Annotated in this window: 19 protein-coding genes and 3 pseudogenes; 19 read left to right on the top strand and 3 right to left on the bottom strand. The window is 41.6% G+C overall.

Translation table 11 applies throughout. The annotated features are described in order from the left end of the window. The first annotated feature begins 1 nt into the window (after position 1). From LRL21_RS28490 to LRL21_RS28435, 12 genes and pseudogenes are all read left to right on the top strand, one after another. Positions 2-895 (top strand): carbohydrate kinase family protein, encoded by an 894-nt coding sequence (locus LRL21_RS28490; protein WP_240419152.1) that lies wholly within the window; start codon positions 2-4, stop codon positions 893-895. A gap of 27 nt (positions 896-922) precedes the next feature. Then, a complete protein-coding gene (locus tag LRL21_RS28485; protein WP_240419151.1) occupies positions 923-2,035 on the top strand; it encodes a Gfo/Idh/MocA family protein in 1,113 nt (370 codons plus the stop codon). Further along, on the top strand, positions 2,032-2,829 hold the full coding sequence (locus tag LRL21_RS28480) for a sugar phosphate isomerase/epimerase family protein (protein ID WP_240419150.1): 798 nt from the start codon (positions 2,032-2,034) through the stop codon (positions 2,827-2,829). The genes LRL21_RS28485 and LRL21_RS28480 overlap by 4 nt, the downstream gene beginning before the upstream one ends. Further along, the gene (locus LRL21_RS28475) at positions 2,822-3,556 is read left to right on the top strand and encodes an HAD family hydrolase (protein ID WP_240419149.1); all 735 of its coding nucleotides are present in this window, start codon (positions 2,822-2,824) and stop codon (positions 3,554-3,556) included. The genes LRL21_RS28480 and LRL21_RS28475 overlap by 8 nt, the downstream gene beginning before the upstream one ends. 4 nt (positions 3,557-3,560) lie before the next feature. Continuing rightward, positions 3,561-5,264, top strand: a complete 1,704-nt coding sequence (locus tag LRL21_RS28470; protein ID WP_240419148.1) for an ABC transporter ATP-binding protein — start codon at positions 3,561-3,563, stop codon at positions 5,262-5,264. A 376-nt stretch (positions 5,265-5,640) separates the two neighbouring features. Continuing rightward, positions 5,641-7,404, top strand: coding sequence for an ABC transporter ATP-binding protein (locus LRL21_RS28465; protein WP_275900934.1), 1,764 nt, complete (start codon positions 5,641-5,643; stop codon positions 7,402-7,404). A 532-nt stretch (positions 7,405-7,936) separates the two neighbouring features. Then, a pseudogene (locus tag LRL21_RS28460) lies at positions 7,937-8,241 on the top strand (NUDIX domain-containing protein); the annotation flags it as partial. 10 nt (positions 8,242-8,251) lie between these two features. Then, positions 8,252-8,562 (top strand): annotated as a pseudogene (nadE, locus tag LRL21_RS28455) (NAD(+) synthase). A 141-nt stretch (positions 8,563-8,703) separates the two neighbouring features. Continuing rightward, positions 8,704-9,599, top strand: a pseudogene (gene pncB, locus LRL21_RS28445) (nicotinate phosphoribosyltransferase); the annotation flags it as partial. A 58-nt stretch (positions 9,600-9,657) separates the two neighbouring features. Further along, entirely contained in the window at positions 9,658-9,804 is a 147-nt protein-coding gene (locus LRL21_RS28440) for a hypothetical protein (protein WP_240419145.1), read from the top strand. Positions 9,805-9,822: 18 nt separating this feature from the next. Further along, entirely contained in the window at positions 9,823-10,254 is a 432-nt protein-coding gene (locus LRL21_RS46865; protein ID WP_420832497.1) for a transposase, read from the top strand. 1,152 nt (positions 10,255-11,406) lie between these two features. After that, on the top strand, positions 11,407-12,108 hold the full coding sequence (locus LRL21_RS28435; RefSeq protein ID WP_240419144.1) for a hypothetical protein: 702 nt from the start codon (positions 11,407-11,409) through the stop codon (positions 12,106-12,108). Between the two features lie 608 nt (positions 12,109-12,716). On the opposite strand, the gene LRL21_RS28430 is transcribed toward LRL21_RS28435, so the two are convergent. Continuing rightward, complete coding sequence (locus tag LRL21_RS28430) at positions 12,717-12,866, bottom strand: hypothetical protein (protein ID WP_240419143.1); 150 nt, start codon at positions 12,864-12,866, stop codon at positions 12,717-12,719. A 249-nt stretch (positions 12,867-13,115) separates the two neighbouring features. Here LRL21_RS28430 and LRL21_RS28425 point away from each other — a divergent pair, with 249 nt between their 5' ends. The 3 genes from LRL21_RS28425 to LRL21_RS28415 are packed head-to-tail and all read left to right on the top strand — an operon-like array spanning position 13,116 to position 15,401. Continuing rightward, positions 13,116-13,889 carry an AraC family transcriptional regulator gene (locus LRL21_RS28425; RefSeq protein WP_240419142.1) on the top strand — a complete coding sequence of 258 codons (774 nt, stop codon included), beginning with the start codon at positions 13,116-13,118 and terminating at the stop codon, positions 13,887-13,889. 17 nt (positions 13,890-13,906) lie between these two features. After that, positions 13,907-14,182, top strand: coding sequence for an acyl carrier protein (locus LRL21_RS28420; protein ID WP_240419141.1), 276 nt, complete (start codon positions 13,907-13,909; stop codon positions 14,180-14,182). Continuing rightward, positions 14,157-15,401, top strand: a complete 1,245-nt coding sequence (locus LRL21_RS28415) for an ATP-grasp domain-containing protein (protein ID WP_240419140.1) — start codon at positions 14,157-14,159, stop codon at positions 15,399-15,401. Before LRL21_RS28420 ends, LRL21_RS28415 begins: the two co-directional genes overlap by 26 nt. A 1,370-nt stretch (positions 15,402-16,771) precedes the next feature. On the opposite strand, the gene LRL21_RS28410 is transcribed toward LRL21_RS28415, so the two are convergent. Then, positions 16,772-17,701 carry an IS3 family transposase gene (locus tag LRL21_RS28410; protein WP_338044691.1) on the bottom strand — a complete coding sequence of 310 codons (930 nt, stop codon included), beginning with the start codon at positions 17,699-17,701 and terminating at the stop codon, positions 16,772-16,774. Between the two features lie 7 nt (positions 17,702-17,708). Further along, the gene (locus LRL21_RS45815) at positions 17,709-18,029 is read right to left on the bottom strand and encodes a transposase (RefSeq protein WP_275900933.1); all 321 of its coding nucleotides are present in this window, start codon (positions 18,027-18,029) and stop codon (positions 17,709-17,711) included. A gap of 103 nt (positions 18,030-18,132) precedes the next feature. Here LRL21_RS45815 and LRL21_RS28395 point away from each other — a divergent pair, with 103 nt between their 5' ends. From LRL21_RS28395 to LRL21_RS28380, 4 genes are all read left to right on the top strand, one after another. Next, positions 18,133-18,525 carry a carbohydrate-binding protein gene (locus tag LRL21_RS28395; RefSeq protein ID WP_275900948.1) on the top strand — a complete coding sequence of 131 codons (393 nt, stop codon included), beginning with the start codon at positions 18,133-18,135 and terminating at the stop codon, positions 18,523-18,525. 212 nt (positions 18,526-18,737) lie between these two features. Beyond that, positions 18,738-20,066, top strand: a complete 1,329-nt coding sequence (locus tag LRL21_RS28390; RefSeq protein WP_240419137.1) for an ABC transporter substrate-binding protein — start codon at positions 18,738-18,740, stop codon at positions 20,064-20,066. 72 nt (positions 20,067-20,138) lie between these two features. After that, the gene (locus LRL21_RS28385) at positions 20,139-21,077 is read left to right on the top strand and encodes a carbohydrate ABC transporter permease (protein WP_240419136.1); all 939 of its coding nucleotides are present in this window, start codon (positions 20,139-20,141) and stop codon (positions 21,075-21,077) included. Beyond that, positions 21,077-21,919: a carbohydrate ABC transporter permease gene (locus tag LRL21_RS28380; RefSeq protein ID WP_240419135.1), complete on the top strand. Its 843-nt coding sequence runs from the start codon at positions 21,077-21,079 to the stop codon at positions 21,917-21,919. Before LRL21_RS28385 ends, LRL21_RS28380 begins: the two co-directional genes overlap by 1 nt. Positions 21,920-21,958 lie beyond the last annotated feature (39 nt).

The following is a 21,958-nucleotide window of genomic DNA, read 5'->3' as shown; positions in this document are numbered from 1 at the left end:
GGTGAAATTTCATATTTTTGGCGATGGATGTTTGCATGTCAATATCAACCAAAATATACGAAATGAAGTCTTTTCATTCGGTCAAGTTTCCCTCTCTCCAGGCGGGAACGCCATGAACGTTGCCAGGCAAATTAATCGTTTCGGCGGGGAAGTCCAGTTATACAGTGTGTTGGGTGATGATCCGGTCGGGCAAATGATCTCCGGCATTCTGCGGCAGGAAGAACTGAACTGCAATCATATTGTATGGCAACAGAACAGTAAAACGACGACGGTTTGTATTCAACTTAGTAAACAACAACCTCCCCGACTCACCGTGGAGGTTGGGGAATACACAAAAAATGGGGTAATGGAAGCACTACGTCCTTTCTTCAACCAAGTAAAACCCGGCGAGCCTGTATTTATTCCTGCATATCCGGAATATGCCCCTTTGTTCGATAACCTCTCCTTAAGCAGGGGGGAGATTTTTGCAGATTGTGGTTACGCCCCCTATTCTGGCCATCTGAATGAGTATAAACAGGCAATAGTGCGAATTTTAAATAAAGTGAATTATGCATTAGTCAGTGGTTTTTCATTTCGACAAGAGGATTTTCATTTTATTAAGGAGGAACTTGAAGGAAGACGTTGCCAAGCCGTTCTCGTGACTTTCGCCGGTAGAGGTGTATTGTGGATTACTTCGGATCAAATCCGATATTTGGAAACGGAACAGGTAATCCCTATCAATTCGATTGGTGCAGGGGACTGTTTTTTTGGAAGCTTCATGTATTTTATGAAGAACCATTATAGCCTGATGGATTCAATTCAATTCGCACATAAAGCGGCAAGCTGGAAGGTTCAACAATTTGACTCACTGCCATATCTGCAAGATATCGGGAACTTAATGGATGGCCTATTATAAATTTCGACTGGTAGGTGGGGTGAAATATTGAATAAATTAAAGGTAGGCATCATCGGGTTAGGCAAGATCACCCAGATCAAGCATTTGCATTACCTCTTTCATTCCGAAAAATTCAAGATTGAGGCTGTTTGTGACCTAAGTTCGGCAATTAGTGAAGTAATTCGGGAGAAATACAACATCCCGCATGCTTTTTGCAACTATCAGGAAATGTTAAAGCTGCCACTGGATGCAGTTTTCGTATTGAACCATGACCATTTCCAACCAATTATGGATTCCCTCAATGCAGGCTTGCATATATTTACCGAAAAACCTCTCTGTTGGACTATACAAGAGGCGAAGCAGATAGAGGATAAAATAACTAAAACTGGAAAAAAAATGCTTATCGGTTATATGAAGAGACATATACCGGTTGTGGATGATCTGCAGCGCGAGTTGCAGTCCGGTAAAAACATTAAGCTTGTGCGGATTCATTCATTTGCGTCGGGGGTTAAGAACAATCTATCTATATCCAGCCAGGTGGTAAAAGATAAGAGTTTAAAGCCTCAGGAACGCGTCACCAACGATTTGATTCTAAATAAACTTTGTCAGGGTTACCACTTTCAAAAGGATGAGGAAGCCATTCATTTTCGAATGCTCCTGGAGTTGGGCATCCATAACTATAATATAGTGAGAAATCTCTTAGGCGAACTTGTTTCCGTGGATTATGTATCTTTTTGGGACACAAGAAATGGTGCTCTGGAATCAGACGACAAAGAGAATGTCAAAAAACACAAAATGTTTATGGGTATTCTGACATTTGAGAATAACGTGAAATGTATATGGGAAATAGGAGCATTTTTTGATACGGATAAGCCATGGGACGATAAAATCGAGGTCTACACCGAAGATATGGAATATACCATTATTTTTCCAAATCCGTTTATCCGGGAGTTACCCGTGATCTATGAGAGATCCGGTCTAATTAACGGCATTCCCATAAATAGCCAGCATGTATGCCATTATGACGATGCCTTTAAATTACAGTTGGATTTTTTCTACAAGTTCATTAAAGAAGATGTTAACTCGACAATCAGTTATCAAGAAGGAACGAAGGATTTAGAGCAGCTATCTGAAATTGTGAGAGGGGCACGCCATCTATGATCGGTATTAGTCAAATTACATTGGCCGACATGGGATTTAAGGATTCTATCAAGCTACTTACGCAAAATGGCTTTCGTAACATAGGTCTGTTTTATTATGCCATGCAGGGAATGTCTCCAGATGAGATTAAAGCCATATTGAACGAATACGATGTAACCCCTATGAATCTTTCCGCGGCAGGCATTAACACACCAAGTTATACGGCGTTTGTGGAAGATGTGTATAATGCTATTAAATTATCATATAATATAGGTGTTAAGGATGTTATAACCATTGCAAGCCCTATGGGATGCTCAACTTCCGCGAACTCGTTAAAGCAGTTGAAAATTGCCTTTAAAGAAATTCTCCCGTTTTTAGAAGAATATGATATGCGATTGTTGTTTGAGCCCCTGCATCCTATTTATGCAGATATGAGCCTATTCTGCAAGTTTGATGAGGCGTTGGATTTTGTGCAGCAATATGATTCAACGCGGGTGGGAATTGTTTTGGATTATTACCACTTATGGTGGGACAAAAACTTGACTCAACACATCAATGCGGAATCTATTCCCTATATTGGGGCGGTTCACGTATCCGATTGGGGTAGAAAAGGACAAGACAAACTGGACAGGCTTATTATCGGAGACGGAATTATACCGATTCGGTCTTTAACTAAGGCACTCGTCCACGCTGGTTATTCGGGTCCTTATGAAATTGAAATCATTAATAGAAATATGAAGCAGAAGAAAGATGAACTGCTGGACCTCATCAATTTTGAAAAGGTCTTGATTGAGGAACTTTTTGTACATGATTGAGCTACAAGAAATCCGGGGTTGTTTATTTGATATTGGCGAAACCTTACTAATCCCGTCAGAGGAATTTGAACGAGTTATACAGCGCATATTGGGAACCAAAACATGCGTCTACCATTTAACGGATATCGACAAGGATATTCAGAGTTGCTTGCTCGATTCGCCGCTCAAAAAAAATCCGGATGTTTGGACAAGCGATACATGGATAGATGATGAACTTGTCAAGCTGTACACTCTCGCACTTTCTCTGAAAAACCAAAATAATGATATCGTTTGTATTGCCCAGAATCTGGTGCAGTACATGAAACGACCTGAGGCTTGGCGGGTTGTGGACGGGGCATATGAGCTATTGGATCAACTAAGAGCTTCGGGGAAAGTGTTGGGAGTGCTGAGCAATTGGAATAGTAACCTGGAATCCATTCTAGAGAATAAAAAAATGAGGGATTATTTTGATGTGGTGGTGTGTTCTGCTCAAGTCCGATCTGCTAAGCCGAGCCACACTGCGTTTCGGATTGCTCTGGATCGACTAGGTCGTTCTGTCCGTGCCCTGAAAGCGGAGCAAACTGTTATGATAGGGGATTCATACGTTCACGATATAAAGCCCTGTCTTCACCTTGGAATGAAAGGAATCCAGATGGGAAGCCAATTTAAAGTCCACGTTGCAGGGGAATATTTCGAAGTTTCCTCGTTACCAATGATCAACCGGCTATTGGGTTCGCAGCACCGGTAAATTCATGAATCTTACCAAGAAGGATGACGCTATGGAACAGTTGAAAAGAACGAATTTCACCATTTACAATTGGTTGGTTTCCTATTTAAGGCCTTATATTAAGTATGTCTCTATTCTGGTTATTTGCATTTTCATCATCACGCTCATTGAAGCATCTGTTCCATTGCTTGTTCGGTATCTGGTTGATGTTATCATTCCGCAGAGAAAGATCGGTTATTTTTGGGACCTTTTCTATTTATTAATCGGGCTTATCGTAGTCATGATTGTATTGAATTTGTTTCGGAATATCCTGCAAAGAACCATACATGAAAATGGTTCTAAGGATTTATTGTTATCCTTAATCAGACATATTCAAGAATTGGGATTTTCTTATTACGAGAATACGAAGGTTGGGGAGAACTTGTCATTATTAACAGTCAACCTTCCCAGTGTTCAGGATATTTATCGTTTATATATACCTCATATGATTTCCAAGACGATTTTCCTTCTCGTATCTTTAAGTATCATGGTTTACTTTAATTGGTTTTTAACCCTCATACTTGTTCCATGCTTTATTCTCTATTACTTTGTCGGGCCTTATTACGATAAAAGAGCCACCAACTTTACACAGTCAATGGTTCAAAAGAGATCAGAGATCAATGAAAACATCTATTATTCGATTTCCTCTGTTCCAGAGATTAAAGCAAACGGTTCGGCGAATTGGTCCATGGACACTTTTGTAAAGAAATTGAGTGATTTTGGCCACGTTTATAACAAAATGGTCTTCTTTTCTTTTATGAAGGGCATGGTTCGAAGAGCTACGATTCATGTAGGATTGATCCTGTTGATCATTCTAGGCTTCATCTTAGCCCACGCAGGCCGACTAACCGTAGGGGAATTCGCTGCATTCTTATTTCTGTACAGCAATGTTATGATGGAGATTACCGTGCTCATTACGTTTGCTACGGAGCAAAATATTATTATGGGCCAGGCCAGACCTCTTTACGACTTAAAACATAGCATGCCCCTCATTAAAGAATGTGACCATCCAATAATCCTGAAACAAGAGTTCGGCAATATCGTGTTCAGGAATGTGGATTTTTCTTATCCATCTAGGGATTATGAGGTTCTTAACCAATTCAATTTACAAATCACTCAAGGGCAAAAGATTGGAATAATCGGGAAAAGCGGATATGGAAAGTCCACTATCTTAAAACTGCTCGGCAGATTTTATGATCCGACGCATGGTGAAATTCTAGTCGATGGCCTACCCCTTAAGGAAATCGACACCCATTATTGGCGGGATCAAATAGGATATATCATTCAGGAAAGCTACCTTTTCGGTGGTACGATACGGGAAAACATTTCATTTGCCAAACCTGATGCCACCGATGAGGAAATTATGGATGCTGCGAAAATGGCTTACGCCCATGAATTTATAGCCGCACTACCGGACGGTTACAACACTTTGGTTGGGGAGAGAGGAGTCAAGCTCTCCGGAGGCCAAAAGCAAAGAATATCTTTAGCACGGTTATTTCTGAAGAGCCCCAGGATCATTCTCTTGGATGAAGCGACTTCCGCTTTGGATAACGAATCCGAACAAGTGGTCAAGAAAGCGCTTGAACGGCTGTTTGTTGGAGCGACGGTTATTGCTGTTGCACATCGGTTATCCACTTTATCTGCTTTTGACACGATCATTCATCTTGGGGAAGAGGACGAGCGTGATTAACGAAAACAAACCTGATGCATTGATGTAAACTTGCGCATTATTTCCACATATTGTCATTCAGTTTTGTACAATATCATGGTACATTCGCTCCCTTCTGTCTCCCTCAGGGGAATCGTAGGAAACACGTCTTCTACACCTCATCGCTCATCGCGTAGCCAGCCCAGCAATGACTTGATGGGCCAAAGAACCTGCGTGGGTGCTTATAACCGCTACAATGTAAGAAAAATTCGCAAATTATAGCAGCATTATTAATAAAAGTAGCGGAATTATTTTGACAATGTAACCGTTACACTAACCGAAATGATGTGCAAATTCTCAGCATTGACATAATAAGACTTGCTTCAATGATTTCAAACGATTAGATAGAGGTGTCAGAATGGGTAGTGTGAAGTGGTTATTACAAACTGTAGATCGTTTGGTCTCAAGGTACTTATTTGCAGTCTGCTTGTTATCAATGGAGACATTGACGTTTTTATCCACAATATATTTGCAGAAATATATTGTCGACGGGATTTTTGATAACACTCCTTATACCCAAGTTCTGTTGACTATCTTCTTTTTGGTTGTTGCTTACATTCTCTATTCGATCTTCTATGTCGTGGGGCCTTTCAAATGTGCTAAGGATGAAACAAGGCTCAGGAACATCTTGAGCACGAAGATGATGGAGAACATTTTCAATCTTCCTTCCAAAGAGTTTCAAAAAAAACGCACGGCTACGATGGTTGAATATTTCACGAATGATATAACTCAAGCTAGTAAGTTGATCGCATTCCAGATCCCAAGGGCAACACAACAAATGATTATGGTTGCGGCTTTAGTTCTCGTCATTGGTTTTACGAGTGCAAAGATCCTGTTGTTTTCCTTGATAATAAGTGTGATCTACATAGTGCTCGGTAAATATACCTCAGGGAAGATGCTGCTTGTATCTAGAGAAGTGCAAAGTAATAAAAGCAGAATGAATGTCAGTATTGAAGAAAGCATCGCGTCCCTTCGAGAAACAGTAACATACAACAGACAACAGTGGGCCATTGATCGTATCCAGAGACTATTTAATAAATATTTTAAATCAGTCATTCGCGAAGGCTGGATGGAAAATAGGTCTTTCCTAATTTCCGATCCGCTGAAATGGATTAGTAACTTGATGGTTCTGGGTTACGGCGGTTATCTTACTTACCAGGATGAGCTGACACTTGGTACATTTGTCGTGCTGTACCAGCTAATATCACAGTTTACGGGTACCCTTCATTCCGCATATCAACTTATTATGGATATTGCAGGGAAGGCCGCACACTTGCATCGCATGCAAGAGAATTTCGGGTCGGAGCACGAAAATCAATACCAAGGAGATAAAGAGTTCCCTGAGAAGGCAAGAACTTTAAGATTTAAAAATGTTTCTTTCGCCTACGAAGGCGGGTCGAGAATGCACTTATGTAATCTAAATATAGAAATTCCCTTAGGCAAAAAAATAGCGATTGTTGGGACGAGTGGAAGTGGGAAATCGACAATTGCACAACTGCTGATTCGTCACATTGAACCAAGCTCGGGACAAATCATGCTGGATGATGTGCCGATCAATGAGATTCGTAATGAATCTTGGACACAGAAGGTATCAATGGTATTTCAGGAGCCGTTTTTCTTTCCTGACACCATAAGAACAAACCTTATGGTCGGTCTGAAAAATGTTCACGATGCGAGATTAAGAGAGGCATGTGAAATCGCACAAATCTACAATTTTATCGGCACACTAAAGGATGGTTTTAATGAAATCATTGGCGAGCGTGGGGTTACCTTATCAGGAGGACAACGGCAGCGGTTGGCCATTGTAAGAGCCATACTGAAAAATCCGGATATCCTTATCTTGGACGAGGCTACTTCGGCCCTTGATAGCGAGACGGAAGAACAGCTGCAGCGGAACATTGATGAACTACGTAGGGGGGGGACCACTATCGTAATCGCTCATAGATTATCTACGATTGTTAACTCGGATCTAATTTTGTTTTTGGAATCCGGTGAAATCGTGGAATCGGGTACTCACGAGCAACTGTTAACCTGTAATTCTAGGTATAGGAAGCTTGTAGAAATCCAAATGAATGGTGATAGCGAAATCAGATCCCTAATGGTTCAAAAGGAAATTATCTGAAGGCAGGGGATTGGATTGAGTTCAACAATGCTGCCTGTATCTATACCGAAGTCGCAAGGATACCTTTATAATGCCTACTAATTGGTCATTCTTGGGTGTAGAGAAAAAACACCTCGAATAAGTTATAGGCGTTCAGTTTGATTAATAACTCCAGTCCATTGACGTAAAGCCCTTTTCACTTTATTCAAAGAGTCGCTTGCAAAAGCGCACAAATTCCTGGTAGTCGGATATTACTTTGATCCTGATTTTGTCGAGTCGGTCAAAAGAAATGAAGCGCGTACTGGGAAAGAACGAGTGCCGGAGGTCGGAATCAGAAGTGTAATGGAAAAATTGCAGAAGCCTGATTTCAGCGAAGGATTCGATGCGTTGTTTCGAATATGGATCGAAAACGGGAAGTTTCATATCGAACCCAAGAGTCGTTGAGTATATTTTTTGGAAAATGGGACCAATAATGACTTTACATTCCGATTGATTATTTCGTAATGAGGGTATCATATTGAAAATATAAAATGCGCAAACAGATGAGGGCTAAATGGACATCATCGAAAACGAATCAACCTACACATCCGTTAAATACCGGACTCCTGATGGCGCTCCCAGCGACATTGTCATTTTTACCATAACCTCGACGGAAAAGAATACGGCCAAGAAGGTGCTTCCGATCCGGGAACTGCAGATATTGATGATTAGAAGGAAGTAATGGCCCTACGAAGGACAATGGGCGCTGCCCGGCGGGTTTTGCAAAGATTCGGAAAGCATGTACGAATGGCGCGGCGTGAGCTTGAAGAGGAGACCGACGTTAAAGATGTACACATAGAATACTTTAAAGTATACAGTATGCGAGCGGATGAAAGCACAATACGACATAGCGGCCCATTACGGCTTGCTTGTACTAGGTACCGATCACGCTTTGGAGGTAATAACCGGATTTTTCGTGAAATACGGGGATGGAGCTTGCGATGTGACGCCGATTTACGGCTTAAATAAGCGGCAGGGAAGCAGCTGCTTCAGGCGCTGGATTGCCCGGTGCAGTTGTATACGAAGAAGACGACCGCGGATTTGGAGGATTTGAAGCCCGGTCTTCCTGACGAAGAGGCGCTTGGCATGACTTACGACGAATTGGATCGGCATTTGGAGGTAGTTAACCTTCCTGAATAACGTACTCTTCTAATTGAAAAAAGCTATACGCTTAACGAGCATAAACGAAGAGGTCCGGTCACCTTATATGACGATTGGTGGAAAGAAGAAGCTTAATTCGGATGGTTGGCCATGAATTTTCCAAGCTGGCCGGAGACAAATATGATGTACGGAAATCTTACCATTCATACGGATAAATACCAGATTAACATGATGTTTGCCCATTGGGTCCATGGAACGCTTAACGATCGGGCGGTATTTGACGTGTATTTCCTCAAGCTTCCATTCGGCAATGGTTTTGCCGTCTGTGCAGGATTGGAGCGGATCGTGAACTACATCTCGACCTCCGTTTTGAAGAGGCTGAGATCTCGTATTTGGCTGAGTAGGAAGAACAGTACGGGCCGGGATTTCTGGAGGAGTTAAGGCGGTTCCATTTTCCGGGGGACTTGTATGCGATGCCGGAAGGGACCGTTGTTTTTCCGGGTGAACCGCTTATACGGGTTGAAGCCAAAATATTCGAAGCGCAGTTGATCGAGACGGCCGTTTTGAACTTTATGAACTACCAAACGCTCGTGGCGACTAAAGCGGCACGCATCAAGCGGATCGCTCCAGACGATGTTTTGCTTGAATTTGGAACAAGACGCGCCCAGGAGGCTGATGCGGCAATATGGGGAGCACGGGCGGCATACTTGACCGGGTTCGACGCGACCTCGAATCTGAGGGCGGGCATGTTGTTCGGCATCCCGGCCAAAGGTACGCATGCCCATGCCTGGGTTCAGATCCACGTTTCGGAAGAGGAAGCATTCCGGCGATATGCCGCGACGCATCCGGATCAAGTCACCTTGCTGGTCGATACGTACGATACGCTGAAGAGCGGTATCCCGAATGTGATCCGCACGGCTAAAGCTTTGGAAGCAAGAGGGAAACGAATGAATGCCATCCGTCTGGATAGCGGAGATATGGCTTATCTGTCTAAAAAGTCGCGGGAGATGCTAGACTATGCTAGGTTACCTTATGTGAAAATTGTAGCTTCCAACGATCTCGACGAACATCTCGTCACCATCTGACCTAAAGGTCCTTACTCCAAAAGAAATCTATGCCCGATGGAAACCACACATGAAACGCAGGGCAAGTATATCGTTTGCTGAAGCACTGGTAGAAAAGGCGCAACAGTCCATAGCCCAAACGGTTGCCCCAGAACAAGTTAAAATATCCCTCTTGTTTTTGTTAGATCAATATGAAGCATTATCAATACAGTTATAACATCTTGAACAAGAGGCCATTTCCCTTTTAAAAGAAATTCCACAAGCCCAGAGCTTATTAACCATTAAGGGGATCGGTAAAATCACAATTGCCGGTATACTAGCGGAAACTGGTGATCTAAGCAAGTATAGACATTGGCAACAAGTTTTAAGGCTTGCAGGGTTACACTTAGGAGAAGATAGTTCCGGTAAACATAAAGGAAAGGTGCAGATTACTAAATGTGGAAGGTCAGGGTTGCGTAAATTCCTATATTTAGCGGTATTGCACTTGGTTGTTAACAACGAAGAGTTTCGGGCACTACACCAACACTATACCCAGACGAGAAAGATGAAAAAAGTGCATTCGATTATTAAACTATGTGGGAAATTAGCTCGAATATTGGTTGGTATTGTGCGCCAGGGGCAGTCCTACACTCCAGAGAAAGTAGTCACTGCATTAAACGCGGCATAAATAAGAAAGCTTAATTAATAACGTAAGTTGGCTCGTTCGCAGGATTTCGGGTAAAGAAAGCACCCGAGTACTGAATTCTCATTCCTTAAATGCACAGACCAGTCAACGAAGCAGATCAGCCTCTATCCCTTGGACAGGTATAACAATGGAATGACAGGGTGAAATGCCCCGTTGAGTCATGGGAGGGAGAACCGCCAAAGCTAGCATAGAGCAGTGTGCAGTATTGGAATAACATGGGGACATATATTGTTCCTTTGTTTCGCTTTGCCCTGATGCAGTCTGGGAACTATTCGTACACTATGATTCTTTCATTTACCTCATACAAAGGATATGAAATCCTGCGAACCAGCGAGCTTTTCGTAAGAAAATCCAATTATACTGAGGGAGGAATGTAAGGGCATAGACCCAGCGTGACATGGGAGGTAAAACCCAAGGGCGGACGTGGAGATCCACTGAGCGATCATAACCACAACCAAAAAGTTTTGGAATGATCCTAAGCTCTGTTCCCGCCTACGCTCAACGGGTAATCGGTCAATCTATTACATTCTCTACCGGCACCTCTCCGAGCTGTCAATGTTGAAATACTATGAATGAGCGAGAAAACAGGAGAAAATATTACTTTATAGTGGAAGTAATGTCCTTTTATATTTTTTCGCTTCGACCAAAGCTCCTGAGCGGGGTAATGATCGCAATCTCACAAAATATTACAAGAAAAGATTTTTGCAAGGATCAAGGAGTATAAGTTTAAATGAGCTTTCCATAATATGGACATTCACGTGTGGCAAGTGTAAAATGTAATAAATATATAAAAATTCCAAATAACGAAAGGGAATGGTTTGCATTAAGATTATACATCCCGTTACAGATCCAATTATTGACTGTTACCCAAACTACGCTTCTTTTCTCTCGATCCTACAGAATCATGAAATAGCGAAACCCTGGATAATAAGCAATTTTGTTCAGCTTGAATGTCCAAATAATATCGAAATAAATTCTCGTATGGATTTTTATATGGGCGTTCCATACTATATTAGCATATGTCCGTGAATTATTCTGCAAAGAATTAGAAAAGATATAATCACATTAAAGTGGGGTAATGATATCTCCCAGTTTGTCCGGGATGCACTTTTACAAGGCAATTATGTATTTTTATTGGTTGACCAATTTTATATCCCTGCTTCAAGTGCATTTAATAAATATCATCGTATTCACGAATTATTTATTTATGGATTTGATGATGAGATTGAAGAGTTTCTGATTTCAGATAATTTTCAAAATGGAAAATACACCAGAGGAAAGTGTTCTTTTTCTGATTTAAATAACTCATATATAGATTTTAAAAAAGCAACGGATTTGGGACAAGAGCTGGTCTATTTACTTTCATTTAATAGTTCTTCAATATTTAATCAAAATATAAACGTGCTAAAAGAGTTACTTTCAGATTACCTGTACTCTATTAATTCATCCCAGAAAAATAACTTACTAAATCAGCCATTAAAAAAAGAGTGGGTTTACGGGTTGAGATGTTACGATCATTTAATCAGTTACTTGAATAATGTTAAATCAATGGGTGATAGATTGGATATTCGTCCGTTTTATGTTTTGAAAAATCATAAATCAAGGATGATCGAACGATTACTGTATCTTTCGGAGATTCAAATACTCAAAGATCCTGATATATATGTATCGAACTATGCTAACATCGAGAAAATATCTACAATAATTTTAAATTTATCTCTTAAATACTCCATTACAAAAGATAAGAACATTTTGAATAGGATCGCAGAACATCTTGAACAACTATCAGGCAAGGAAGCAGACATTCTACCACGTTTAATAAGGTCAATTTCTTAACGAATATTCAAGTCTTTGAGTCTAGCCAAAAGTGTGATGGCCTTGGCTACAAAGTGGTTGCTTCCAAGGGAAATTACGGCACCAAATTTGTATACTTTGATGTTACACGACTTACTAATGAGGAAGGATTACCTTCCTTTTTTTCAACACTAACTTGAATGATGCTGTTTAATAAAGAAAAAAACCTGAATCCGTGAGAGCCCAATGAAACATGTCAAAAACACCAATTAAATTGGAGTGTTGAGCTATTCAAGCTGTTACAACTTGAACTGACGCAGACTTAATACACCTTTCGTATAGGTGGCAACGCTTATATGAAGCAAGCATCAATCATGAGATGAAGATGGTCTAGTAAATGCGATGAAGTGTTTGAAACCAAGGACTGTACGAACCAAAGCGAATTTTGACCTGACGAGCATGTCGTACATGGCGTGTGGCAAGATAGATTAGGTTTTGAATGGCCGTACGAATGCGTCTACGCTAAAATTGTTGTGGATCGGAGCAAAACTTCCAAGCTCCAGTGACCGATCAGACAGAGAATGTTGTACGCGGACAATCCAGCATCAAGATCAAATTGTTCGTCGCAAACTTGCCGGCCGGGAGTCGTTTTAGGTCAATATCAGTCTTGATCTCGCTGTGGTATTGCTCGCTTGTGCCGTGATCACGGTAGAGTTCGATGCGATTACCTGAAACACTTGGCGAAGCGGCTGATCAAACTCTTTCTCATGAAGCATCATAGAGTCGATGTAAACTTTCATGCCCGATCGTAAGCCACACTTCTTTCGGCTCTTTTTCGCAATCAATCTATATTGAAGGACTTCTCGATTTGGCTGAAAAACAGAGGAGATCTCTGTACAAACTATCGTTTTTTTGACGTTTGATTGTTTGGAGCTGAATAATAACCGAAGTGAATGGTCGGAATATTGCTCTGGTTTACTCGACTGCATTTCGGCAAAAATATCGAAGAAATAGTAATACACTGAAAATAATTCGACGTAGGTGATCCTATGAAACTCATCATTCATTCCTTAAAAATGTGCGAGTATTTCGCACCGGGTAGTTTTGTTCAGTGGCATGCCGACGAGAGAAGCTACGTTTTCGTTGAGGCGCTGTCACCTGTTAGCGTGGAATGGAGGAAGTTTAAGGAACGAGTTGCTCCCGGACAAATGGTTATCGGTCAAAAGTTTCGCATTGTAAATGTTGATCCTGAAGCGCTGGCAAGTATCCGCGGGGTGGTTTTTCAGTTGGAGGAACAACCTCATAATATGATGTATCCTGTTGTTTTAAAGGAACACACCGAAGTAACAAGGCAACTGTTATCCTTGATTCTCAAAAAGAATCAAACAAATATGGATCTTCTTTTACGAACAATAACACTTCAAAACAAATCTCTATTCGATACGATAACGAATTCTAACGAGATTTGTCCAGTGAAGACCCAGACTCCGATCGGTCATATTGATACTAGATTGATCATAATCAATCGTTATATACGAAATCATTTTACACGTCCTCTAACTTTAACAGACCTGGCCGATATGATCCAATGCAACCCGATATACTTGAGTAACACCTATTCCAAAGTTTTTAAAATCTCACCGATTAAACATCTGCAAAAGCTGAAAATGTTTAAAGCGAAAAATTTGTTGCGTGAAACAGATTTTAGCGTTGGTGAAATCGCTATCAGACTAGGTTACATTTCAGGGTCTCAATTTGCCGATATTTTCAAGAGATATTACGAAATGACACCGACCGAATTTCGAAGATCTCATTATTTATAAACGTAAGGAGTTTAATCATGCCAGTAGACTTCGTGATGAGAGCGACTGAGGAAAAAATCAGAGAAATTCTAGAGATTCATGATACAATCATTCCTGTTGATCAGGATTTGTTCACATATGGCTTGGATTCCTTGAAAACCGTCATATTGGTAGTAGAATTGGAAGACGCTTTTGATATCATGTTTGAAGATAAAGAATTGTTATTCGAAAATTTCGCAACAATCCAACTTGTTGCCGATCTTGTGAAAAGGAAACTGGTGACCAAAGATGATCAATCCCAGAGAGTTGATTAACGGTGCTAACCTTGTGTGGCTTTTCAATATCAACCAGGAACAAAGGTGGAACGATTGTGCCGTGTTCCCTTCCGTTACAGATGTGCAGAAGTTGGAACTTGTCTATCAACAGGAGCAACTGTTGTTATTTATCGCTGATGAAAGAGATACAGTTTTTTTCTGTCATAAATCGGATGAGCAGTTTTTGGAATATTTGCGAGAACAGGGGGTCCGTCTCCCTAATATTGTTCAGGTACCTGATTTAAAATTATCTGAAAATATGGCTTCAAATTTTCAGAATTCTATATTGGTTCCATATATCGTTTCCGAAGAAACCGAAGAGCTAGTACATTCTATTCCCGAAGCCCGGATATTCGGAAGTCATCTTGATCTGGTTAAGAGAATCAACAACAAATTTGCTACCCGCAAAATGGCGATAACCAACGGATTTAACGTGACAAAAGGGTATTTTTGCACGAATGCTGCTGAACTTCAGAATGCTTATCATTCACTAAGAATTGCAGGGTTCAAAAAATGTATACTGAAAATTCCTTATGGGTCATCAGGCAAAGGTTTAAAAATAATTGATGGCGATAAATCATTTGAGGTTTTACAGCGATTCATTCTCCGGAGAAGCAAACAGTTCGAATTGCTGTTAGAAGGGTGGCATCCTATCGGGCATAATATAAACTGCCAGCTGTGGGTCGATAAAAATCGAATTGAGATTTTGGCGATTACTGAACAACAAATTGATGAAAATGCAGTTTATCAGGGGACATGCTTCACACCTACCTATTCTACAGAAATCTTGGAAGTTTATCGTAATGAAATGACGCGATTAGGGACAATTTTGAGAAAGACGGGGTACCGCGGAATATGTGGTGTAGATTCTATTATTGATTCGGAAGGAAATTTGATCCCTATTATTGAAGTAAACGCCCGTTTTACACAAGTAACGTATCTGCTTCCAATCGTACAACAACTAGTCCCAGTTTATCAGCATATCGTTAGCAATTTTGTGAACTTTGAGATCGAAAAACCTGTTGATTTTCCCGCTATATATATAAGGTTACAGGAAGTGTTGATAAAGGATAAGAATACAGGTTTTATAGTTTACACTTTTGCGAAATACACCTTGCCGAATAGTATGAGGACTCTTTATCGCTTGTTTATCCTTGTCTTCGGTAATGATAACGTGAAGGTCCAAAAAAATCTTGAAGCCTTAAGAAATTTTAAATGAATCTTTAACAAGTTATAATATGAACAATAATTAGAACTTGCTGAACGTCAAATTTTAGACTGAAAACCGCATAACAACAAGGGATTTGAGCTCTTGCATGTTAATTATCATAATAACCTCTCATTATCTTCTATGACAAACAAAGTTGTTCAGTCAATTGAACAATCTGGTATTGAATTAATTTTTCTCGATGATACTCAAATTCTATGAAGATAGATTTTGATATTTTCGATGGACAGCTGCATAAAGGAATAATTAGAAGAAAGTCTACGAAACTATATTAAAAAAGTTTGCAATAATAAATTCCGATAAATGCATTGGGAAGTACTCAGTTTTGATTTTTTTGTCATGACTAAGTACTTTTTTGTTGTTCGTGGAGGGTGACCCTACTAAGACAAAAATGAAACAAAAAATAAAGAAGGATTCATAATCATAGAGTTGTAACCGCTGCAATAAACTACTTATTAACTTTGGTGATGTTTGGAAGCATAAGGTTGCCACATGAAATTGGAAGCATAACCTCTCTAAAGCGGCAAAAATATGGGTTAAGTTACATAAACAACTGTGACTTTACTCAAATGTTTACAGTGCGTGGAACTATAAGTTTGCCGATTTCAAAAAATGGCTTGATTTTACTGGGTTTTTATTATGTTTCACCCTTTAGAAAGGGAAGGGCCCAAGCAATTTCGAAGCCATTTTCTTTATTAAATTTCGTTTAGAGCAATCAAATGTGAACTCAGGGCAAATTTATCGGTCCATTTTTGACTTTTGGCAAATTTATGAGTAACCAAGGGAGAGTACCACAACAAAAAGAGTGACAGTAGTTTGTAATAAACTTTAAATCATCTTATTACGGTGAATTAATAAATGTAACTATAATAAGAGTTGCTCCCTTTTTAAATATCTTAACCCCATAGCCCGTCTGTGGGGCATTTTTTTATTAAACTCCCTCGGTATGATGTAGTATTCATAGTAGCGGTGAAATCAGGCAACAATACGTTTATTTTGGAGAGACGACCCATAGTAACTTTATCCCCTCAGATGAGGGAGAATTGTTTTGGATTCATAAGAGTGAACTGTTGAACTTGAAAACTTCAAAAGCAATTAGGTTTACAATTGAGCATTATCTTGAAAATCCTGTTCAGACAAATGTTTGCGTTGGAGCAGTTACAGTTAATGATGACCAGTTTCCACATATCCAATGGTCTACTGTTAAACAAACTTCATCCTTCTGAAAATTATAGCTTTTTAAGATTAAGCTACAGGGAACGATAACGGCTGAACACCCTTATGCTGGACACTACACCTCTTAACCAGCCGATTGCATAGAATTCCTTAAAATTATTCCCATTAGCTTCATTTCTCTTGGTTTATACCTTAACAGGCTTAGGTTTTACAAGATTTTTCTTCAAGGCATCGAGGTATTCATAGGGCGATAGGTCGTAAATACTCCCATGGATCCGTTGCTGGTTGTAGGCTTGAATGAATTGCGTGACGATCTCGTAAGTCTGTGGATGATAGGTCTCAAATTCATGACGCCCATAGCATTCTGCCTCTAATATCGAATGGAAAGATTCAATATGTGCATTTTTGTTTGGCGTCCTTGGTGGGATCCGTTCATGGATAACTCCGAACGTTTCCCAGGCCTGTTCAAACAGGTGGCTAATGAACTGTGGGCCGTTATCCGAGCGTATGAAGGGCTTCTCTTCCTTGGGTTTATCAAAGAGTTGACGCTTCATCAGGGCTTCCTGGGTGATCTGTACCAGGTGCTTCGCCTCACAGGTTAATCCTAGGTGGTACGTAATCACCGCACGGTCAAATATGTCTAGGATGCACATAATGAAGAAGAATCGACGCTCGCCAGCAATCCAGCCATACTTAATATCCGTTTCCCAGAGCTGATTAGAATCTGTAAGGACTCGGTTGTTCGCCAGCCTTCTTGGATGCTTCATTTTCAGCTTGCGCTGTGGCCTCAGAACCTCCATACGCTTGCACAGCCTGTACACTTTCTTCTTGTTAATCACAAGCTGGTGGCGTCTTTTTAACAGCACTGTGAGCTTACGGTAGCCATAATTAGCCCCTTCACCAGCCAGGAACTCCATCAGCCATTCATCGATTTGTTCATCGCTAACAGGCTTGCCGTCGCATCGATAAGAGTAACCAGGTGCAGGTCGGCCGACCCTGTGGATCGGTTTCTTTTCGGCTTTATTCACATGTGTGTAATAAGTTGAGCGTTCGACTTCCAACACACGGAGCACGAAGGCAGTACCGTACCCTTGGCCGATGTACTTCTGGGCAATCTCTATTTTATCCGCAAGTTGGGGTTCGTTTTTTTAGCAGGTCTTTGAGAATTTCCCTTTCCAGGGCTTGTTCCGCTAATAGCTTCTTCAGTTTTTCATTCTCATGCTCAAGTTGCTTGAAATCTTCAGCCGTAGGGATAAAAGCGGTTTGCCTCTTGCTGGCTCCGTCCAACTGGTCCACATCTTTACGGTTCAATTCTTTGGCCCATCGCAAGACCATCTTGGGATCCAGTTCATGCTGCCGGGCTACGGCCGTAAAATTCCCAATCTCTTTCCCTTTTCGAATGATTTCCATCTTGAAATTAAGATCATATTGCACACGTTTCATAACGTTCCCCTCCGTCTACTTAATATTGTATTGGATTAAGGGGTGCGCTGTCCAAGTCTTCTAGAGGGCTAAAAAGGAACCGCTTAATTATGAATTCGAGAGCCTGACTACAACCGTATCAGCAGGAGATACCACGGCAATTGGCAGCGATTCCGCCGCCAGCGGTGGTGCATTAGGCTATGGCAACTTAAACGCAGTGGGAGACTGGGTGGAGTACACGGTCAATGTTCCAACGGCTGGAACCTACACAGTGAGTGCACGGGTTAAAAAGCATCCCGACCGTGGCACGTCGCAATTGTATATCGATGGTGCTGTTCAGGGGAATCCTGTAGATCAGTATCAAAGTGTAGAGGGTTATTCGGTCGTTGGATTGGGCAATGTGACGTTCAGCTCGGCAGGAAACAAGCAGTTTAAATTTCAAATTACAGGTAAAGATCCAAGCAGCGGTAATTATACTTTGGCTAATGATAAAATCATGCTAACCAGAGTCAATTGATTTCTATATTTGCTCAGGCAAGCAATCAAGAACCAGCATTCCCCCTTTATTGAGGTGGAATGCTGGTTCTTTTTAATGTGATGTCCGAATCCCTATTTCCCATCATCTTAATTTCAACCTAAGATCGAAGGATTGCCACCTCGGCAAATAATCGCGCATCCCTTACGATAAAGAGGTCAAGATGATCACTAGATTGAAAGGGGAATATTCGAATGAAATTAGCAACAAAAATGTCAACAGCAGGGGTAGCGCTGCTGCTTGCCGCTTCAATGGCCGCCTGCAGCAGCGGTGTTACGCCTGCCGCCGAGCCAGCCAAATCCACAGGTGCCACAGACGCCAAGACCGAAGCCAAAACAGACAAGCCTGTGGAGCTTACATTTTGGTCTTTGGGCACTAACGGCTATGAGAAGCTGGCTGAGGAGTATAAGGCGGTTAAGCCTAACGTCACGATCAAAATTCAAAACACAGCCGACCAAACGGCTCATCACAATAATATGTTAACGGCGCTGTCTGCGAACAAGGGTGCACCGGATATTTTCATGGTGGAGATTGCTTTTCTGGAAAAGTTCATGGAGGCGAAGGATAAGTTCAATAATTTGAACGATCTTGGCGCAAGCAGCCTGAAAGGAAATTATCTGGATTGGAAATGGAAGCAAGCTTCCTCCACGGATGGTAAATTCCAGCTTGGCTTGCCAACGGACGTAGGTCCAACTGTCGTTTATTATCGCACCGACTTGCTGGAGCAAGCGGGCATTGCGAGTAAGCCTGAGGAATTTTACAAAGAAATTGCAACCTGGGACAAATTTGCCGAAACTGCAAACAAGTTCAAGCAAAAAACAGGAAAAACCTTTGTAGATATACCTGGATTGCTGTTTAATGGTCTGCGGGATCAAGGCAACGAAATCTTTTACAACAATAATGATGAATTCATTGGCGATAAAAACCCGCAAGTGAAAAAAGCCTATGACTTTACGGTAAAAGGGATTAAAGAAGGCTGGGTAGGCAAAAACGTGCTCTGGACACCGGAATGGGCAAAAGAAACGAATGATGGCGGATTTGCTGTCATGCTGGCTCCGGCATGGATGAGTGGCGTTATTAAAGGAAATGCCAAGGATGCAACGGGTAAATGGATGATTACGCAAATGCCTGAAGGCGCTGGCAACTGGGGCGGTTCGTTCCTGAGTATTCCCAAGGAATCGAAAAATGCCAAGGAAGCCTATGAATTTATCTCATGGATGGACAGTAAGGATGGACAGCTCAAATCGTACATCTCGAATGGTCTGATGCCATCAATTCCTGCAGTTTATGAAGAGGCCAAGTTTAAAGAGCTTAAAGATTCCTTCTATAATAACCAAGCGATTTCTGTTGAATTTGCCAAAGCTACAAAAAGCGTCAAACCGATCCGCTATGGCAAGCTGCATGATGCAACAGACAGCATTTTCAAAGAAAGTCTGAGCAATGTCCAGCAAAAAGGCAGCGATCCGCAAGCAGAGTGGGATAGTGCGATTAAGAAGATCAAAGAACTGAATAAACGCAGTTAATTGCTGGACGAATATCTGGAGGGCGCAGGTTCATCGTATATGGTGAATCTGCTCCCTTATAGGAGCGATCAAATGAACATCCATGCTGTTGCACCCACCGCCGGAGCTGCTGCGCGTCCATGGCTCACCGAGCGGCGAAGAAGCCGATTGGCGGCTTATCTGTTTATATCACCATTTTTTGTGCTGTTCGCGATATTTGGAATTTATCCGATCTTTTTTACATTTTATTTGTCCATGTACAAGTGGAACGGTATGGGGGATATGAAGTTTGTCGGCTTGAAAAATTTTGAGCTTGTTTTGACCGATCCGACCTTTTGGACCTCAGTCGGCAATACGTTTATTATGGGCGGCCTGGGTACGATTCCACAGCTCATTCTGGCACTCATTCTTGCTGTGGCCTTGAATTCCGCTTTTATTAAAGGAACGAAGCTGCTGAGAGCTATTTATTTTTTGCCAAATGTGACTTCCATTGTTGCGGTTACGATGATTTTTAGCGCAGCATTTGCCAATAAAGGCATGGCCAATTATTTGGTTTCATTTTTGGAAATGGGACCTTATGCATGGAATATTCAGGACTGGCCGCTGAAGACAGCGATCGCGACGATGGTCATATGGCGCTGGACCGGCTATAACGCGATTATATTTCTGGCGGGCCTGCAAAGCATTCCCGGCGATTTATACGAAGCCGCACGTATCGATGGAGCCAACCGTCGTCAATTGTTTACACATATCACAGTCCCGCTGCTTAAACCGTTTATTTTATTTACTGTGCTGATTTCAACGATTGGCAGTATTCAGCTATTCACCGAGCCCTATGTGTTCTTAAGTCAGGGAGGCTCAGGCTCCACCCGCGCGGAGGGCATTACGATGGTGATTTATTTGTATACGGAAGCATTCCGTAATTCATTCTTTGGCACTGCGGCTGCAACGGCCGTCATCTTATTTATGTTCACCGTCATTTTTTCATTACTGAATACCTGGTTGTCCAAACGTATGGGAGGAGAAGCGTAATGCCGGTAGGAGAAAAACAAAACATCATTTCACGAATCATTATTTATATCCTGCTGGCTGCAGGAGCGTTCGCTTCGGCCTATCCCTTTTATTGGATGCTGGTGATCTCAACCCGAACGAGAGATGCGGTGTACCAAATCCCGCCCGCTATTGTCCCTGGACCGGAGCTTATCGCTAATTTCTCACATGCGCTGGAGCGGATTATTTTTTTCAGGGCGCTCTGGAACTCGTTTATCGTATCAGGTACGACTACGGTTTCCGTACTGTTCTTTTGTTCATTGGCGGGCTTTGCATTTGCCAAATTTGAATTTCCAGGAAAAAAGCTGCTGTTTGTGCTCGTCCTTGGGACTCTGCTCGTCCCTCAGCAGCTGAGTGTGCTGCCGAACTATATTTTGATGGCGAAGCTGTCGTGGATTGATTCGTATAAAGCCATTATTGTGCCCAGTATGGTTTCAGCATTTGGGATTTTCTGGATGCGTCAATATATTATGTCCAGTATTCACACGGAGCTTCTGGAGGCAAGCCGGATCGATGGCAGCGGATATTTCAATACGTATTGGCGGATCGTGCTGCCGATCATCGTACCCGCGTTGGCGACACTTGGTATTTTCACTTTTTTAAATACGTGGAATGACTTTTTCTGGCCGTTGGTTGTGCTTAAGAACAATGAGAATTTTACGATTCAGATTGCGCTGCAGCAGCTGTTCAGCCGCAACGATTCAATTGACTATGGGATGATTATGTCAGCTACGTTCTTCGCAACACTTCCTTTATTAATCGTATTTGCGCTATTTAGCCGCTGGTTTATATCGGGCTTAACCTCAGGAGCTGTAAAAAGCTGAAATGTTTACAAGCGGCGCAGCAGGATATCCCCCCTCCGG

The organism is Paenibacillus periandrae (assembly GCF_022458865.1).
Classification (GTDB): Bacteria; Bacillota; Bacilli; order Paenibacillales; family NBRC-103111; genus Paenibacillus_S; species Paenibacillus_S periandrae.
The sequence above is the reverse complement of the archived record's forward strand: the minus strand, read 5'-3'. Positions and strand labels throughout refer to the sequence as shown.

What these genes read in the sequence shown, in the direction of transcription:
- LRL21_RS28480 (WP_240419150.1), top strand. Translation starts at nt 2,032, where the DNA reads ATGATCGGTATTAGTCAAATTACATTGGCCGACATGGGATTTAAGGAT.
- LRL21_RS28475 (WP_240419149.1), top strand. Translation starts at nt 2,822, where the DNA reads ATGATTGAGCTACAAGAAATCCGGGGTTGTTTATTTGATATTGGCGAA.
- LRL21_RS28470 (WP_240419148.1), top strand. Translation starts at nt 3,561, where the DNA reads ATGAATCTTACCAAGAAGGATGACGCTATGGAACAGTTGAAAAGAACG.
- LRL21_RS28465 (WP_275900934.1), top strand. Translation starts at nt 5,641, where the DNA reads ATGGGTAGTGTGAAGTGGTTATTACAAACTGTAGATCGTTTGGTCTCA.
- LRL21_RS28440 (WP_240419145.1), top strand. Translation starts at nt 9,658, where the DNA reads ATGAAACGCAGGGCAAGTATATCGTTTGCTGAAGCACTGGTAGAAAAG.
- LRL21_RS28430 (WP_240419143.1), bottom strand. Translation starts at nt 12,866, where the DNA reads ATGAAAGTTTACATCGACTCTATGATGCTTCATGAGAAAGAGTTTGAT.
- LRL21_RS28425 (WP_240419142.1), top strand. Translation starts at nt 13,116, where the DNA reads ATGAAACTCATCATTCATTCCTTAAAAATGTGCGAGTATTTCGCACCG.
- LRL21_RS28420 (WP_240419141.1), top strand. Translation starts at nt 13,907, where the DNA reads ATGCCAGTAGACTTCGTGATGAGAGCGACTGAGGAAAAAATCAGAGAA.
- LRL21_RS28415 (WP_240419140.1), top strand. Translation starts at nt 14,157, where the DNA reads ATGATCAATCCCAGAGAGTTGATTAACGGTGCTAACCTTGTGTGGCTT.
- LRL21_RS45815 (WP_275900933.1), bottom strand. Translation starts at nt 18,029, where the DNA reads ATGAAACGTGTGCAATATGATCTTAATTTCAAGATGGAAATCATTCGA.
- LRL21_RS28390 (WP_240419137.1), top strand. Translation starts at nt 18,738, where the DNA reads ATGAAATTAGCAACAAAAATGTCAACAGCAGGGGTAGCGCTGCTGCTT.
- LRL21_RS28385 (WP_240419136.1), top strand. Translation starts at nt 20,139, where the DNA reads ATGAACATCCATGCTGTTGCACCCACCGCCGGAGCTGCTGCGCGTCCA.
- LRL21_RS28380 (WP_240419135.1), top strand. Translation starts at nt 21,077, where the DNA reads ATGCCGGTAGGAGAAAAACAAAACATCATTTCACGAATCATTATTTAT.